We start from the raw sequence: 13,799 nt of genomic DNA on the forward strand, positions 1-13,799 counted from the left end.
GACTACTTGCCGCCGGTCCGGGTCTTGATCTCGTCCCACCGCTGCATGACGTCGTCCAGGCCGCCGACGTTGTAGAACGCCTGCTCCGGGACGTGGTCGAACTCGCCCTCGGTGATCTTCCCGAACGCCTCGATGGTCTCCGCCAGCGGCACCGTGGAGCCCTCCACGCCGGTGAACTGCTTGGCGGTGTAGGTGTTCTGGGAGAGGAACTGCTCGATCCGGCGGGCGCGGGCGACGACGACCTTCTGCTCCTCGGAGAGCTCCTCGACGCCGAGGATCGCGATGATGTCCTGCAGCTCCTTGTTCTCCTGCAGGATCGCCCGGACGCGGATCGCGACGTCGTAGTGCTCCTGGCCCACGATCTGCGGGTCGAGGATGCGCGAGGTCGAGGCCAGCGGGTCGATCGCCGGGTACAGGCCGCGGGAGGCGATGTCGCGGGAGAGCTCCGTGGTGGCGTCCAGGTGGGCGAACGTCGTGGCCGGGGCCGGGTCGGTGTAGTCGTCGGCCGGCACGTAGATCGCCTGCATCGAGGTGATCGAGTGGCCGCGGGTGGAGGTGATGCGCTCCTGGAGCACGCCCATCTCGTCCGCCAGCGTGGGCTGGTAGCCCACGGCGGAGGGGATGCGGCCCAGCAGGGTGGACACCTCCGAGCCCGCCTGGGTGAAGCGGAAGATGTTGTCCACGAACAGCAGCACGTCCTGGTTCTGCACGTCGCGGAAGTACTCCGCCATGGTCAGGCCGGTCAGGGCCACGCGCAGACGCGTTCCCGGCGGCTCGTCCATCTGGCCGAACACGAGGGCGGTGTCCTTGAGGACGCCCGCCTCCTCCATCTCGACCCAGAGGTCGTTGCCCTCACGGGTGCGCTCGCCCACGCCCGCGAAGACGGAGGTACCGCCGAAGTTGCGGGCCACGCGGGTGATCATCTCCTGGATGAGCACGGTCTTGCCCACGCCGGCGCCGCCGAACAGGCCGATCTTCCCGCCCTTGATGTAGGGGGTGAGGAGGTCGATCGACTTGATGCCGGTCTCCATCATCTCCGTGGAGCCCTCGAGCTCCGCGAAGGACGGGGCCTTGCGGTGGATCGGCCAGCGCTCGGTGATCTCCAGGGAGGAGGTCTCGACGTCGAGGGCGTCGCCCAGCACGTTGAAGATGTGGCCCTTGACCACGTCGCCCACGGGCACGGAGATCGGCCCGCCGGAGTCCTTGACCTCGGTGCCGCGCACCAGGCCGTCGGTCTGCTGCAGGGAGATCGCGCGGACCATGTTCTCGCCCAGGTGCTGGGCCGTCTCGAACGTGATCGTGCGCGTCTCGCCGTTGAGCTCGTACTGGGCGGTCAGCGCGTTGTAGATCTCCGGAACGGCGTGCTCCGGGAACTCGACGTCGACGACCGGCCCGATGACCCGGGCGATGCGGCCCGTGGCGCCGCCCGAGACCGGCTGCCCGGCCTGTTCGCTGATGGTGGCAGTCATTTCTCTCACTTCACTTGTTCGTGGTGGTCAGTTGCTGGATCGCCGGGCGGCCCGTCACAGGGCTTCGGCGCCGCTCACGATCTCGGTGAGCTCGGTGGTGATCTCGGCCTGGCGGGCGTTGTTCATCAGGCGCGTGTACTTCTTGATCAGCTCGTCGGCGTTGTCGCCGGCGGCCTTCATCGCCTTCTGCCGGGCCGCGAGCTCGCTCGTGGCCGCGTGCGAGAGGCTGGCGTACAGGCGGGCGTCGATGTAGCGCGGCAGCACCGCGTCGAGGAACTCCTCGGGGTTCGGCTCGAACTCGAAGGTGCTGTCCGGCTCCTCCAGCTCGTCGAACTCCTGGGCGACCTCGTCGGTCAGGGCGTTGGCGTCCACGACCTCCAGCGGCAGCAGGCGCAGCACCCGGGGCTCCTGGGTGACCATCGACTGGAACGACGTGTAGACCAGGTGGATCTCGTCCACCCCGCCGTCCTCGTACGCGGTCTCCAGGTCCTCGACCAGCACCTCGCGCAGCTCCCGCGCCCGCTCCGGGCGGGCGTTGTCGGTGTCGCCCGTCCAGTTGCGCTCGTACGGGCGGCTGCGGAAGTCGAAGTAGGCCTGGGCCTTGCGGCCGATCAGGTAGACCTTGGTCTCCTTGCCCTGCCCGTGCAGCAGCTCCAACAGGCCCTCGGCCTCCTTGAGCACGTTGGACGAGTAGGAGCCGGCCAGGCCGCGGTCCGAGGTCATGATCACCACGGCGGCCCGGCGCACCTCGTCGGGCCGTGTGGTGAGGACATGGGAGACGTTGTGCTGGGTGGCGACCTGTGAGACCGCCCGGGTCAGCGCGTTCGCGTACGGACGCGCCGCGAGCAGACCCTGTCGGGACTTGTTGATGCGCGAGGTCGCGATCATCTCCATGGCCTTGAAGATCTTCTTCATGGACTTGGTCGACGCGATCTTGTTCCGGTAGACCCGAATCTGCGCTCCCATGTGACTTCCTTTCGTCACCGTGTCCGGTGCGCCGCCGCGGCGGCGCACCGGACCGACCGGTTACTTCCTGACGATCCGTTCCTGGTCGACCTTCGAGGCGTCGATGGCTTCGTGCTCCTCGTGCCCCGGCTCGATGCCGTGCTTGGTGCCCCGGAAGTCGCGCTTGACCTCGGCCACGGCGGTCTCGAGGGCGGCGACCGCGTCGTCCTCGAGCTTGCCGGTCCCCACGATGGAGTCCATGACGTTGGTGGTGCGGCGGACGTGGTCCAGCAGCGCCTGCTCGAAGTCCAGCACGTCGGCGACCTCGACCTCGTCGAGGTGGCCGTTGGTGCCGGCCCAGATCGACACGACCTGGTCCTCGACCGGGTACGGGGTGTACTGCTTCTGCTTCAGCAGCTCCATCAGGCGCGCGCCGCGGGTCAGCTGCTGGCGCGAGGCCGGGTCGAGGTCCGAGGCGAACATCGCGAAGGCCTGCATCGACCGGTAGGAGGCCAACTCCAGCTTCAGCGTGCCGGAGACCTTCTTCATCGCCTTCACCTGCGCGGCGCCGCCGACGCGGGACACCGAGATGCCCACGTCCACGGCCGGGCGCTGGTTGGCGTTGAACAGGTCCGACTGCAGGAAGATCTGGCCGTCAGTGATCGAGATGACGTTGGTCGGGATGAAGGCCGAGACGTCGTTGGCCTTCGTCTCGATCATCGGCAGACCGGTCATCGACCCGGCGCCCAGCTCGTCCGAGAGCTTGGCGCAGCGCTCGAGCAGGCGGGAGTGCAGGTAGAAGACGTCGCCGGGGTAGGCCTCGCGTCCCGGCGGGCGGCGCAGCAGCAGCGACACGGCACGGTAGGCCTCTGCCTGCTTGGACAGGTCGTCGAAGACGATCAGCACGTGCTTGCCGCCGTACATCCAGTGCTGGCCGATGGCCGAGCCGGCGTAGGGGGCGAGGTACTTGATGCCCGCGGCCTCGGAGGCCGGAGCGGCGACGATCGTGGTGTACTCGAGCGCCCCGTTGTCCTCCAGGGTCTGGCGCACGCCGGCGATGGTCGAGGCCTTCTGCCCGACCGCCACGTAGATGCAGCGCACCTGCTTGTTGACGTCCCCGGACTCCCAGTTGGCGCGCTGGTTGAGGATGGCGTCGACGGCGATCGCCGTCTTGCCGGTCTGGCGGTCGCCGATGAGCAGCTGGCGCTGGCCGCGGCCGATCGGGATCATGGCGTCGATGGCCTTGATGCCCGTCTGCAGCGGCTCGTGCACCGACTTGCGCATGGTCACGCCGGGGGCCTGAAGCTCCAGGGCGCGGCGGCCCTCGGCCTCGATCGGGCCGAGGTCGTCGATGGGCATGCCCAGCGGGTCGACCACGCGACCGAGGTAGGCGTCGCCCACGGGCACGGAGAGGACCTCCCCGGTGCGCTGGACCTCCTGGCCCTCCTCGATGCCGCGGAAGTCGCCGAGGATCACGACGCCGATGTCGCGGGTGTCGAGGTTCTGCGCGAGGCCCAGCACGCCGTTCTCGAAGCGCAGCAGCTCGTTGGCCATGACCGAGGGCAGGCCCTCGACGCGGGCGATGCCGTCGGAGGCGCTGCTGACGCGGCCGACCTCGGTTCGTTCTGCGGTGCCGGGCTCGTAGGACGCGGCGAATTCGCTCAGCGCGCTACGGACGTCGTCGGCATTGATGGTGACTTCGGACATGTCCTGTCCCTGCTCTCCTAGTTCGTGATCACTGCGTCGGCGGTGACCGTGAGTCCATTGTCGTGGCGGAACGCTGCGCCGGTCCACCGGCCGGTGCCGTCCGGCCGGCGGGGCGGTGCCCCCGCCACGGCGGCGTGCGAGCCTCGGCTCAGGCGCCGATCCGCTGGCGCAGCGCGTCGAGGCGGGCCGCGACGGAACCGTCGATGACCTCCTCGCCCACCTGCACCTTGAGCCCGCCGATCAGCGCCGGATCGACGTCGACCGTGAGCTTGAGGTCCTTGCCGTACAGCGTGTTGAGCTGGTGCTGCAGGCGGGCCCGCTGCTCGTCGGTCAGCGGGCGGGAGGTGCTCACGTGGGCGATCCAGCGCTGGCGGCGCGCCGCGACCTCTTCCGCGAAGCGCTCCACGAGACGGCCCACCAGGGCGCCGCGCGGCGAGAGCGCGGCCTGCTCCAGGAGCAGCAGCGCCTCCTCCGAGGCGCCCGGGCTGAGCCGGCGGGTGAGCTGGGTCCTCGCCTCGACGTCCGCGCGCGGATCGCTGAGCGCCCGCTGCAGCTCGTGCGAGCCGTCCAGGACGGTCTTGAAGGCGATGAGCTGGTCGACGACCTGCTCGAGGCCCTCGAGGCCGGCCCGGTTCTCCGCGGACGCCGCGGTGAGGACCACCCCGGCGTGCTCCAGGCCGTCGGCGAACTCGCGGTCGTCGCCCCAGCGCCGGGCGGTCATCCCGGCGACGATCTCCACGGCGTCCGGGGAGACCTTGCCGGTGAACAGCCGGCGGACCACCTGGGCCCGCTGCTCCCCCGAGTACGAGGGGTCCACGAGCGCCCGGCGCACGGGTCCGTTCTCGTCGAGGACGGCCAGCACGGCGAACAGCTCGCGCGCGAGCGCGGGGCTGGCAGAGCCGGCCCAGCGCTCGGCGTCGGCGGTGGCCTGCTGACGGTATTCGTTCGCTGCGTCTGTCATTACCGCGCTGCACCCGCGTTCCGCTGCTGCTCCGACTCGAGGTCGGCGAGGAAGCGGTCGACGACCCGGCCGGCGCGGGCGTCGTCGTCGAGGGTCTCCCCCACGATCTTCGACGCCAGCGTGGTGGCCAGCGCGCCCACCTCGTTGCGCAGCGAGACCACGGCGGCCGAGCGCTCCGCCTCGATGGTCCGGTGCGCGTTCTCGGTGATGCGCGCGGACTCGGCGTTGGCCCGGTCCTTGAAGTCCGCCAGGATCTTCTCGCCCTCCAGGCGGGCCTCCTCGCGGATCTTCTGCGCCTCCAGGCGCGCGCTCTCGAGCTGCTGGTTGTACTCGTCACGCGCGGCGGCGGCCTCGGCCTGCGCGGCCTTCGCCTTCGCGAGACCGCCCTCGATGGCCTCGGTGCGCTCCTGGTAGACCCGCTCGAAGGCCGGCACGACGAACTTGACGACCAGGAAGAGCAGGATCAGGAACCCGATGCCGGTGATCAGCATTTCCCAGACATTGGGGAAGAGGGGGTTCGCCCCTTCCTCGGCTGCCAGCAACAGTGTCATGTTCGCGATTCCTGTTCTCTAGGAAGGACTTGTACGGGGTACGCCACTCAGGCGATGAACGCGAGCACGAAGCCCAGAATCGCGAGCGCCTCGACCACGGCGAAGCCGAAGAACAGCATCGGCTGCAGCACGCGCTGCGACTCCGGCTGGCGGGCGACGGACTGCATGTACGCGGCGAAGATCAGACCCACGCCGATGCCACCGCCGATGGCAGCCAGACCGTAACCAATAGCGCTGAGCGAACCAGTCATGAGGGGTGTTTCCTTTCTAGGTGCCCGGGGGCCGGGCGTCGTAGCCGTGTCGGCTCTGAACAGTTGGAGGATGGAGCTGGGGTGTCCGGCCGGGGCCGGACGGGGGCTCCGCCGGGGTCAGTGGCCCTCTTGCAGGGCGCCCTGGACGTAGACGGCGAAGAGGAGGGTGAAGATGTAGGCCTGGAGGACCTGGATGAGGATCTCCAGGAAGTAGATGAAGATGCCCAGCACGGTGGATCCGACGGAGACGATGCTCAGCAGCCCGCCCTGGGTCAGCAGGTACGCGGTCATCGAGGCCGCGACCATGAGCGCCAGGTGACCGGCGAACATCGTGGCGAACACACGCAGGGCGTGGGTGACCGGGCGGATGATCAGGTTCGAGAGGAACTCGATCGGGATCAGGAAGATGTACAGCGCCTTCGGGACGTCCGGCGGCATGGTCATCTTCCCCATGAACCCGCCGAGGCCGTGGCGCTTGATCCCCATGAACACCCAGGTGACGTAGGCGATGCCGGCCAGCACGTAGGCGGAGCCCGCGTAGGAGAGCGTCGGCAGCTGCAGGATCGGGATCGAGCCGAAGAGGTTGTTCACGAGGATGAAGAAGAAGAACGTGAACAGCAGCGGGACGTAGGGGCGGAACTCCTTCTCGCCGATGATGTCCCGGCCGAGGTGGTTGCGGACGAAGCCGTAGCCGCTCTCCCCGAGGTACTGGGCCTTCGAGGGGACGAGCGCGCGGCGGCGGATGGCCCACATGAAGAAGCCGGCGATCAGGACGACCGACAGGAGGACCAGCAGCATCTGCTTGCCGAACTCGAAGGTGCCCAGCTCGAAGAACGGAGGCAGGTGCATCTCATCGACGGTCGGGGCGGTGAATCCTCCGGTGGCGGGAAGCCTGAGGGCGGCGTTCAATGCGGGTCCTTTCTGCAGTGCTCTGGCCGGTTGTCACGGTCGGGGCGCCGAGTCCGGGCCGGACTGGTGCGGGTTGGGAGGATCAGCTCCGTCGGAGGCCTGGCTGCGACGGAGCCCCTCCTGCATGTGGAGGTACACGACGTAGATCCCGGAGGCGGCACCGATGCACGCGCCCAGGACCACGATCCACCGGGTTCCCAGCACGCGATCCGCACCCCACCCTACCAAACTCCAGAACCCCATCCCGATCACCACGTAGAGGAGTGTCGTGAGGCCGCCGGACAGGCCGCCGCCCTCCACGAGCTCCCCCGCGGTGCGCAGTCCCCGACCCCGGGCGGGCCCGTCCCGGCCGTGTTCCTCCGCGCCTGCCGGGCCCTCCTCCGGGGCCGGTCCGGGCGGGTCCGCGGGGCCGCCGGTCGTGCCGTCGCGGTCATCCGTGCTCATGGCGCTCGGTCCTCCTGTCGTCGTGCGCCGGGGCCCCGGCGGACCGCGCGGACCCGTCGTGCCGGTTGCCGTGCGGGTCCGCGCCCGGGTCCCCGGGCACGCCCGGCTCGCGGCGCCCGTGGAGGTCCTGCTGCGGGTTCCCCTGCGGGTCCTGCCGCGGGTCCTCCTGCCGGGCGCGCAGCACCGAGCCGAGGGCCGCGCGGGTCCGCCGGGCGCTCGTGCGCCCGGCCAGGACCAGGGACACGGCCAGCGCCCCCAGCAGGCCTGCGGCGAGCCAGCCCGGGGACAGCCAGGGCGGGGCGGGCACGGTCAGCAGCACCCAGCCGAGCACGAACACCTTCAGCACGTAGCTCAGCGCCAGGGCGGGGGCCGCCACGGGGCCCGGGGCGCCCGCGGTCGCCCGGGCCACGAGCAGGGTGATCAGGTGGCTCGCGACGATCAGCCCGGCCCCGGCCAGGGCGCTGAGCGCGGGCCCGCTCACCGCGGGGCCCGGGTCCGGCGGCGCGCGCCGCGGCGGACGAGCAGCTCCGGCAGCACGAGGTAGAGCCCCAGCACGGCCAAGACGAACGCGCCCGCGAGCACCGTGGCCGTGGGCCCGGTGCGCAGGCCCAGGACCGAGACCACGCTGACGAGGACGGTGACGCCCGTGACGACGAGGGAGGAGCCCACGTGGGAGAGCCCGGCGTCGGTGAGCCGCTGGTACACGTGCGAGCGGTGCGGGCGGTACCAGTCCTCCCCCGCCCGGACGCGGCGGAGCAGGGTCACGGCGGTGTCGGCGACGTAGACGGCCAGCGGTGGCAGGAGGTACTCGACGTAGACGCCGGAGAGGAACGCGGCCACCGCGATGCCGGCCAGGCACCCGCCCAGCAGGTAGGAGCCGACGTCGCCGAGGAAGACGGTGCCGCGGCCCAGGTTCCACGGCAGGAACCCGGCGAAGCCCCCGGCCACGGCCAGGCCGGCGGCGACCATCCAGGTCAGGTCGTTGGAGGCGCCGGCCCAGGCGTAGAGCAGTCCGGCGGCCAGCCCGTGCAGCCCGGAGATCCCGTTGATCCCGTCCATGAAGTTGGCCATGTTGACGTAGGCGGCGATCGCCAGGGTGCCCACGGGCAGCCACCACACCGAGGTGCCGAGCACGCCCACCAGCACGCCGGTGGCGGCCAGCCCGATGCCCAGCTGCGCGGCCAGGCGCCCCCGCACGGACACCCCCCGGTAGTCCTCGACCCACCCGAGGGCCGCGCACAGCGCGGCGACCGCGAGCACGACCAGCGCCACCGACCGGTCGACCTCCACCGCCCCGGCCAGCAGGGCGCCGCCGTAGGCCAGGAGCACGGCCACGGCCACCGCCAGGCCCATGCCGCGCACCACGGTGCGCTGGTGGGAGGAGCGTTCGTTGGGCACGTCCAGCACGCCCCAGCGCGCGAGCAGCGGTTTGACCACCAGGGGCAGCAACAGGCTCAGCACGAGGGCGGGGGCCCCGACCGTCAGGACGAGCTCGCCGAGCCGGCGCAGCTCCTCCGGGTCCGGTGCGGCTCCGGGGTCGGTGAGGTCCAGCCCGGCCGGACGCAGCACGGGCAGCGGCGCGGCGGCGCTCACGACGCCCTCCCGGAGGGGCTGCGCGGGCGCTGCACGGAGGTGGGCGGCGGCTGGGTGGAGGGCCGCACCACGGGGACCGTGCCGGTGTAGACCATCCCGCCGCGCACCTTCCAGGTGTGCCGGTCCAGCTGGGCCGGGTCCAGGCGGTCGGCGCGGGCGTGGGAGATCTTGGGGTGGAACGGCCGCTCGTCCGTCTCGCCGAGGCCGATCAGGTCCTCGTGCAGCTTCTCCCCCGGGCGCAGTCCGGTGATCTCGATCTCGACGTCCTCCCGTCCGCTCATCACGCGCAGCCGCTCGGCGATGTCCATGATCCGCACGGGCTCGCCCATGTCCAGGATCAGCACCTCCCCGCCCCGGGCGATCGCCCCGGCCTGGATGACGAGCTGGCAGGCCTCCGGGATGGTCATGAAGTACCGGGTGGCCTCGGGGTCGGTCACCGTGATGGGGCCGCCCTGCCGGATCTGCTCGGTGAACAGGGGCAGCATCGAGCCGCGGGAGCCGAAGACGTTGCCGAAGCGCACGGACGCGTACCGGCGCCCGGTCCGGTCCGCCATCCAGGCGGTGAGCTTCTCGGCCACGCGCTTGGAGTGGCCCAGTGCCGTGGTGGGGTTGGCGGCCTTGTCCGTGGAGATGTTCACGAACACCTCGACCTCCGCCTCCTCCGCGGCCTGCAGCACGTTGAGGGTGCCCAGGACGTTGGTCTTCCACGCCTCGTCCGGGTACTGCTCGAGCAGCGACACGTGCTTGAGGGCCGCCGCGTGGAAGACGACCTCCGGGCGCCGGTCGCGGAAGATCGCCCCGACGGACTCGGGGTCGCGGATGTCGGCGAGGACCGTGTCGCGCCCGTCGAGCAGGCCGCGACCGGTGATGGAGATCTGCGTGCCCTGCAGCGCCGACTCGTCGCGGTCCACCATGATCAGCTCCGCGGGCTCGAAGCCCACCAGCTGGCGGCACAGCTCCGAGCCGATGGAGCCGCCCGCGCCCGTGACCAGGACGCGCCGGCCCGTGACGTAGCCGGCGATCTCCTCCAGGTCGATGTCCACCGGGCGGCGGCCGATGAGGTCCTCCATGCTGATGTCCCGGAAGTCCACGGCCTTGTGCTTGGCGGTGAGCACCTCGCCCAGCGGGGGCATGGTCATGACCCGGATCCCGGTGCCGGCCACGGCGTCGGCCACGCGGTGCATGAGCCGGGGCTCGGGGCTGGACATCGCCACGATCAGCACGGAGGCCCGGGTGCGGGCCATCACGTCGCGGACGTCGTGCAGGGTGCCCAGCACCGGCACCGAGGAGATGCGCAGGTGCTTCTTCGCGGGGTCGTCGTCGAGCAGGGCCACGGGCAGGAAGTCGGAGTTCGGGTCCTGCATCATCCGGTGCACCAGGAACGTCCCGAGGTAGCCGGCACCGTAGATCACCACGTGCTGGGCGGCGGCGCCCGGCCGGGCCGAGGCCTCCTGGTACATCCGCTTCAGGTACCGGAAGGCGGCCATGAACAAGCACGCGAACGGGAAGGCGATCAGGGCGGTGGAGCGGGGGATGCCGATGCTCGTGCCCACCACCAGGAGCAGCACCTGGAGCACCGCCGTGACGATGAGCGTGACGACCACGAGCAGCTTGGCCTCGTCGAAGCTGCCGAAGGAGTAGCGCCCCTTGTACAGGGCGAAGGAGAAGCCCACGACGAGCTGGGCGGCCACCGCCACGGCGGACACGACGAGCAGCCCCGGCACGGTGATGAACTGCAGGGCCATCTCGTAGCGCAGCACCAGGGCCAGCACGAGCGCCACGATCCAGGCGGCGGAGTCCAGGAGCATCTGGATCCACAGCCACGCCACCGGCTTCTCCGGGGACCCCGGCGGGGCCGGGAGCGCGGACGCCCCGGCGCGGGGGGTGCGCTCGGGCTCACCACTCATCGAGTCGTTCCTTTCGTGGTCGGGGCCGCTCGCGGTCGGAGCCGGCGGGCGGGGCGCAGGGCCCGCGGTCACCGGCGGCCGGTCCCGGCCATGGCCCGGTAGGCGAGCTCCCGGAGCCGGGTGGGGACGAAGCGGTACCCCGCGCGGACCCCGACGTTCACGGCCCATTGTAGGAAGCCGACGTGCCCGGACCGCAGCAGGCGGGCCTGCAGGGCCAGGTCGGCCCGGAACATCCGCATGCCGCCGCGGCGCTCGTAGGCCCCCGCCGAGACGCGGTAGCCCACCAGCGGCTCGGCCACGTTGCGCAGGTCCGCCCCCGCCCGCAGCAGCCGGACCCACAGCCAGTAGTCCTCCGCCAGCGGCACGTCCTCGTAGCCGCCCACGGCCGTCACGGCGGAGCGCCGGAACACCACGGACGGGTGGCTGAGCGGGTTGCGCCGCCGGGAGACCGCCAGGATCCGGTCCTGCCCCACCGGGGCCCGCCGCAGCGCGAGCGGGCGGGCCTCGTCCTCTCCGATCTCGTGCATCGAGGAGCCGACCACGTCGGCGCCCGCCTCGATCACCGGCAGCTGCACGGCGAAGCGGCGGGGGTAGGAGACGTCGTCGGCGTCCATCCGCGCCACGACGTCGTGCCGGCACCGGGCCAGGCCCGCGCTCAGGGCGGCGGTGAGCCCCTCGTTGCGCTCGAGGTCGACCCGCACCACGGGCACGGGCAGCTCCCGGGCGAGCCGGCCCAGCTCCGCCTCGAGGGGCGCGGGGACCGGGCCGTCGCGCACGAGGACGAGCTCCGCCGGTGGACGCTGCTGCTCCACCGTGGTCGACTCCGCGGCCCGGCGCAGCCGTTCGGGCGTGTCGCCGCGGTACACGGGCATCAGGACGGAGAACTGGGGCACCGCCGCGGGGGTCGCCGTCACCGCGGCCCGCCGAAGCCCCGGCCGCGCATCCCGCCGACGTAGCGGCCGGCCCAGGACACCAGGCCGCGCACGTCCCGGCGGCGCAGGTAGTACAGGGGGTAGCCGACGAGATCGGCCGCGAGCTGCACCGGCCGCTTGTAGCGCCAGGTGGTCCAGCCGCGGTTGCGGAAGAAGTGCGCCCGCTTGAACGCGGTCTCCGGCACCACGACCTTGAGCCGGCCCGGGATCACCACGTGCTCCTCGGCCCAGCCCGGCGGGTGGGCCACCGCCGCCCGGGTGGTGGTGCCGAACGGCAGGCCGGAGCGGCGCAGCCGGACCAGGAAGTCCACCTCGTCCCCGCGCAGGAACAGCTTGAGGTCCGGCAGCCCCACCCGGAAGAACACGTCCTCGGCCACGAGCGCGCCGTTGAAGAAGGTGGCGTACCCGGGCAGGAAGCCCAGCGGCTCGAGGTCGGAGCGGGCGTGCGTGAGCCGCCCGTCCAGCCGGTAGGAGAACGCCAGGGCGGTGTGGTCCTGCGGGGCGACGATCAGCGGCGAGATCACGGCGAGCTCCCGCCGCGCGGCCTCCTCCAGGAGGATCTCCAGGCAATCGGGCTGCTCCGGGCGGGCGTCGTCGTCCATGAGCCACACCCGGTCCGCGCCGGTGGCCAGCGCGGTGAGGATCGCGAGGGAGAACCCGCCGGCGCCGCCCAGGTTGGCCAGGGACCGCACGTGGTGCAGCGCGAACCGGCCGCCGACCGCCTCCTCGAGCGCGTCCCGCGGCACCGCCTCGCGGCCCGCGTCGACCAGGCACAGCGACGCGACCGGCACCGTCTGCGCCCGCAGCGCCGCCACCAGGGTCAGCACGTCCTCGTGCCGGTCCTGGGTCACGCAGGCCACCGCCACCGTGGGCGTGGGGTCGGACGGCATGCGGATCCTCCAGGTGCGGTAGCGGGCTCCGGCGCGGCAGGGTGCCGGGGTGGGCGCCGGATCGTGCCGAGTCTAGCAACCGGGCGCGGCCGGGGCCGGTCTGTACGATGAGCCCAGGGGCTCCGGCCCGGACGACGGCGACCGGCGCAGACCGGCGGGAAGGAAGCACCGTGACATCGACGACGTGGGCAGTCCTGGGAGCGACGGGGTTCGTGGGCTCCGCGACCGTGGCCCGGCTGCAGGCGGACGGCCAGACGGTGGTCCCGGTCTCCGCCCCCCGCCTGGCGTCCGGCGCGCACACCGTCCACCACCTGCTGGAGCAGGCCGGGCGCCTCGAGTCGGTGATCGACTACCTCGCAGAGTCCTTCGCAGGGGCCCACGTGGTCGTCAACGCCGCCGGCCTCGCCGCGCCGGACCAGACGCACGAGGAATCGCTGCTGGGCGCCAACGCGCTGCTGCCGGTGCTCGTGGCCCTCGCCGCCCGCCGCACGAGCGTGCGGCGTGTCGTGCACCTCAGCAGCGCCGCCGTCCAGGGCGACATCGACGTCCTGGACGAGACGCCCACGGTGCGGCCCTTCTCCCCCTACTCCTTCTCCAAGGCGCTCGGTGAGAGCGCCCTGCTGAAGCTGCGCCGGGACTGGGCCGCCGAGCCGGGGGGCCCCGCCCTCACGGCGCTGCGCGCCACCTCGGTGCAGGGCTCGGGCCGGCGCACCACCGCGCGGCTGGCCCGCTTCGCGTCCTCGCGGCTGAGCTCCGTGGCCGGCGACGGCTCCGCGCCCACGCCGGTCAGCTCCGTGCACGCCCTGGCGGAGTTCGTCTCCCGCGCCGGGCGCCACCCCGGGGAGCTGCCCCCGGTCCTGCTGCAGCCCTGGGAGGGGGCGACCACCGCCTCGATCCTGCGGGACGCCGGCCGCCGGGAGCCGCTGCACCTCCCGGCGCTGCTGTGCCGGGCCGCGGTGGACACCGGCTTCGCCGTGTCCGGCCTGGCCGGCAACCGCTGGCACGGGCTCGTGCGCCGGCTGGAGGTCACCTGGTTCGGGCAGCGCCAGGTGCGCGGCTGGGCCGAGGAGCACGGCGAGCTGCCGGAGCCGCGGATCACCGAGGTGCTGCGCCAGGCCCACCTGGCCGTCGGCCGGCGCTGAGCCGGCGCCGGGGACCGTCCGGTCCCCGGGTCCGCCGGCGGCCGCGCAGGGTGCGCTCCGGCGGCCCGCACGCGGGGATGCGGCGCTCCGCCGGCCCG

14 protein-coding genes are annotated in these 13,799 nt (G+C 72.2%); 1 reads left to right on the forward strand and 13 read right to left on the reverse strand.

What is annotated here, in order from left to right; genetic code table 11:
- Positions 1 to 2: 2 nt before the first annotated feature.
- The 13 genes from atpD to ABL57_RS04245 all read right to left on the reverse strand — a co-directional run bounded on the left by atpD (position 3) and on the right by ABL57_RS04245 (position 12,559).
- Complete coding sequence (gene atpD / locus ABL57_RS04185; RefSeq protein WP_047802193.1) at positions 3 to 1,469, reverse strand: F0F1 ATP synthase subunit beta; 1,467 nt, start codon at positions 1,467 to 1,469, stop codon at positions 3 to 5.
- Positions 1,470 to 1,523: 54 nt separating this feature from the next.
- The gene (locus tag ABL57_RS04190; RefSeq protein WP_047802194.1) at positions 1,524 to 2,435 is read right to left on the reverse strand and encodes a F0F1 ATP synthase subunit gamma; all 912 of its coding nucleotides are present in this window, start codon (positions 2,433 to 2,435) and stop codon (positions 1,524 to 1,526) included.
- A gap of 60 nt (positions 2,436 to 2,495) precedes the next feature.
- Positions 2,496 to 4,121: a F0F1 ATP synthase subunit alpha gene (gene atpA / locus ABL57_RS04195; protein WP_047802195.1), complete on the reverse strand. Its 1,626-nt coding sequence runs from the start codon at positions 4,119 to 4,121 to the stop codon at positions 2,496 to 2,498.
- Positions 4,122 to 4,269: 148 nt separating this feature from the next.
- On the reverse strand, positions 4,270 to 5,082 hold the full coding sequence (locus tag ABL57_RS04200; protein WP_047802196.1) for a F0F1 ATP synthase subunit delta: 813 nt from the start codon (positions 5,080 to 5,082) through the stop codon (positions 4,270 to 4,272).
- Entirely contained in the window at positions 5,082 to 5,633 is a 552-nt protein-coding gene (locus ABL57_RS04205; RefSeq protein ID WP_047802197.1) for a F0F1 ATP synthase subunit B, read from the reverse strand. The genes ABL57_RS04200 and ABL57_RS04205 overlap by 1 nt, the downstream gene beginning before the upstream one ends.
- Positions 5,634 to 5,680: 47 nt before the next feature.
- On the reverse strand, positions 5,681 to 5,884 hold the full coding sequence (gene atpE / locus ABL57_RS04210; protein ID WP_017833261.1) for an ATP synthase F0 subunit C: 204 nt from the start codon (positions 5,882 to 5,884) through the stop codon (positions 5,681 to 5,683).
- 117 nt (positions 5,885 to 6,001) lie between these two features.
- Positions 6,002 to 6,793, reverse strand: a complete 792-nt coding sequence (gene atpB, locus ABL57_RS04215) for a F0F1 ATP synthase subunit A (RefSeq protein ID WP_047802198.1) — start codon at positions 6,791 to 6,793, stop codon at positions 6,002 to 6,004.
- Positions 6,794 to 6,826: 33 nt separating this feature from the next.
- Positions 6,827 to 7,237, reverse strand: a complete 411-nt coding sequence (locus ABL57_RS04220) for an AtpZ/AtpI family protein (RefSeq protein WP_053004730.1) — start codon at positions 7,235 to 7,237, stop codon at positions 6,827 to 6,829.
- Complete coding sequence (locus tag ABL57_RS22180) at positions 7,224 to 7,718, reverse strand: hypothetical protein (RefSeq protein ID WP_047802199.1); 495 nt, start codon at positions 7,716 to 7,718, stop codon at positions 7,224 to 7,226. Before ABL57_RS22180 ends, ABL57_RS04220 begins: the two co-directional genes overlap by 14 nt.
- Entirely contained in the window at positions 7,715 to 8,830 is a 1,116-nt protein-coding gene (locus tag ABL57_RS04230) for a glycosyltransferase family 4 protein (protein ID WP_238985971.1), read from the reverse strand. Before ABL57_RS04230 ends, ABL57_RS22180 begins: the two co-directional genes overlap by 4 nt.
- Positions 8,827 to 10,737: a nucleoside-diphosphate sugar epimerase/dehydratase gene (locus ABL57_RS04235; protein ID WP_047802200.1), complete on the reverse strand. Its 1,911-nt coding sequence runs from the start codon at positions 10,735 to 10,737 to the stop codon at positions 8,827 to 8,829. Before ABL57_RS04235 ends, ABL57_RS04230 begins: the two co-directional genes overlap by 4 nt.
- A 68-nt stretch (positions 10,738 to 10,805) precedes the next feature.
- Positions 10,806 to 11,651, reverse strand: a complete 846-nt coding sequence (locus ABL57_RS04240; RefSeq protein ID WP_305728548.1) for a glycosyltransferase — start codon at positions 11,649 to 11,651, stop codon at positions 10,806 to 10,808.
- On the reverse strand, positions 11,648 to 12,559 hold the full coding sequence (locus ABL57_RS04245; RefSeq protein ID WP_047802201.1) for a glycosyltransferase: 912 nt from the start codon (positions 12,557 to 12,559) through the stop codon (positions 11,648 to 11,650). Before ABL57_RS04245 ends, ABL57_RS04240 begins: the two co-directional genes overlap by 4 nt.
- A gap of 170 nt (positions 12,560 to 12,729) precedes the next feature.
- Between ABL57_RS04245 and ABL57_RS04250 the strand changes: the two genes are divergently transcribed.
- Positions 12,730 to 13,701: an NAD(P)-dependent oxidoreductase gene (locus tag ABL57_RS04250; RefSeq protein WP_047802202.1), complete on the forward strand. Its 972-nt coding sequence runs from the start codon at positions 12,730 to 12,732 to the stop codon at positions 13,699 to 13,701.
- Positions 13,702 to 13,799: the final 98 nt, after the last annotated feature.

The organism is Kocuria sp. SM24M-10 (genome assembly GCF_001027955.1).
In the GTDB taxonomy this organism is placed as follows: Bacteria; Actinomycetota; Actinomycetes; order Actinomycetales; family Micrococcaceae; genus Kocuria; species Kocuria oceani.

What these genes read in the sequence shown, in the direction of transcription:
- atpD (WP_047802193.1), bottom strand. Translation starts at nt 1,469, where the DNA reads ATGACTGCCACCATCAGCGAACAGGCCGGGCAGCCGGTCTCGGGCGGC.
- ABL57_RS04190 (WP_047802194.1), bottom strand. Translation starts at nt 2,435, where the DNA reads ATGGGAGCGCAGATTCGGGTCTACCGGAACAAGATCGCGTCGACCAAG.
- atpA (WP_047802195.1), bottom strand. Translation starts at nt 4,121, where the DNA reads ATGTCCGAAGTCACCATCAATGCCGACGACGTCCGTAGCGCGCTGAGC.
- ABL57_RS04200 (WP_047802196.1), bottom strand. Translation starts at nt 5,082, where the DNA reads ATGACAGACGCAGCGAACGAATACCGTCAGCAGGCCACCGCCGACGCC.
- ABL57_RS04205 (WP_047802197.1), bottom strand. Translation starts at nt 5,633, where the DNA reads ATGACACTGTTGCTGGCAGCCGAGGAAGGGGCGAACCCCCTCTTCCCC.
- atpE (WP_017833261.1), bottom strand. Translation starts at nt 5,884, where the DNA reads ATGACTGGTTCGCTCAGCGCTATTGGTTACGGTCTGGCTGCCATCGGC.
- ABL57_RS04220 (WP_053004730.1), bottom strand. Translation starts at nt 7,237, where the DNA reads ATGAGCACGGATGACCGCGACGGCACGACCGGCGGCCCCGCGGACCCG.
- ABL57_RS04235 (WP_047802200.1), bottom strand. Translation starts at nt 10,737, where the DNA reads ATGAGTGGTGAGCCCGAGCGCACCCCCCGCGCCGGGGCGTCCGCGCTC.
- ABL57_RS04245 (WP_047802201.1), bottom strand. Translation starts at nt 12,559, where the DNA reads ATGCCGTCCGACCCCACGCCCACGGTGGCGGTGGCCTGCGTGACCCAG.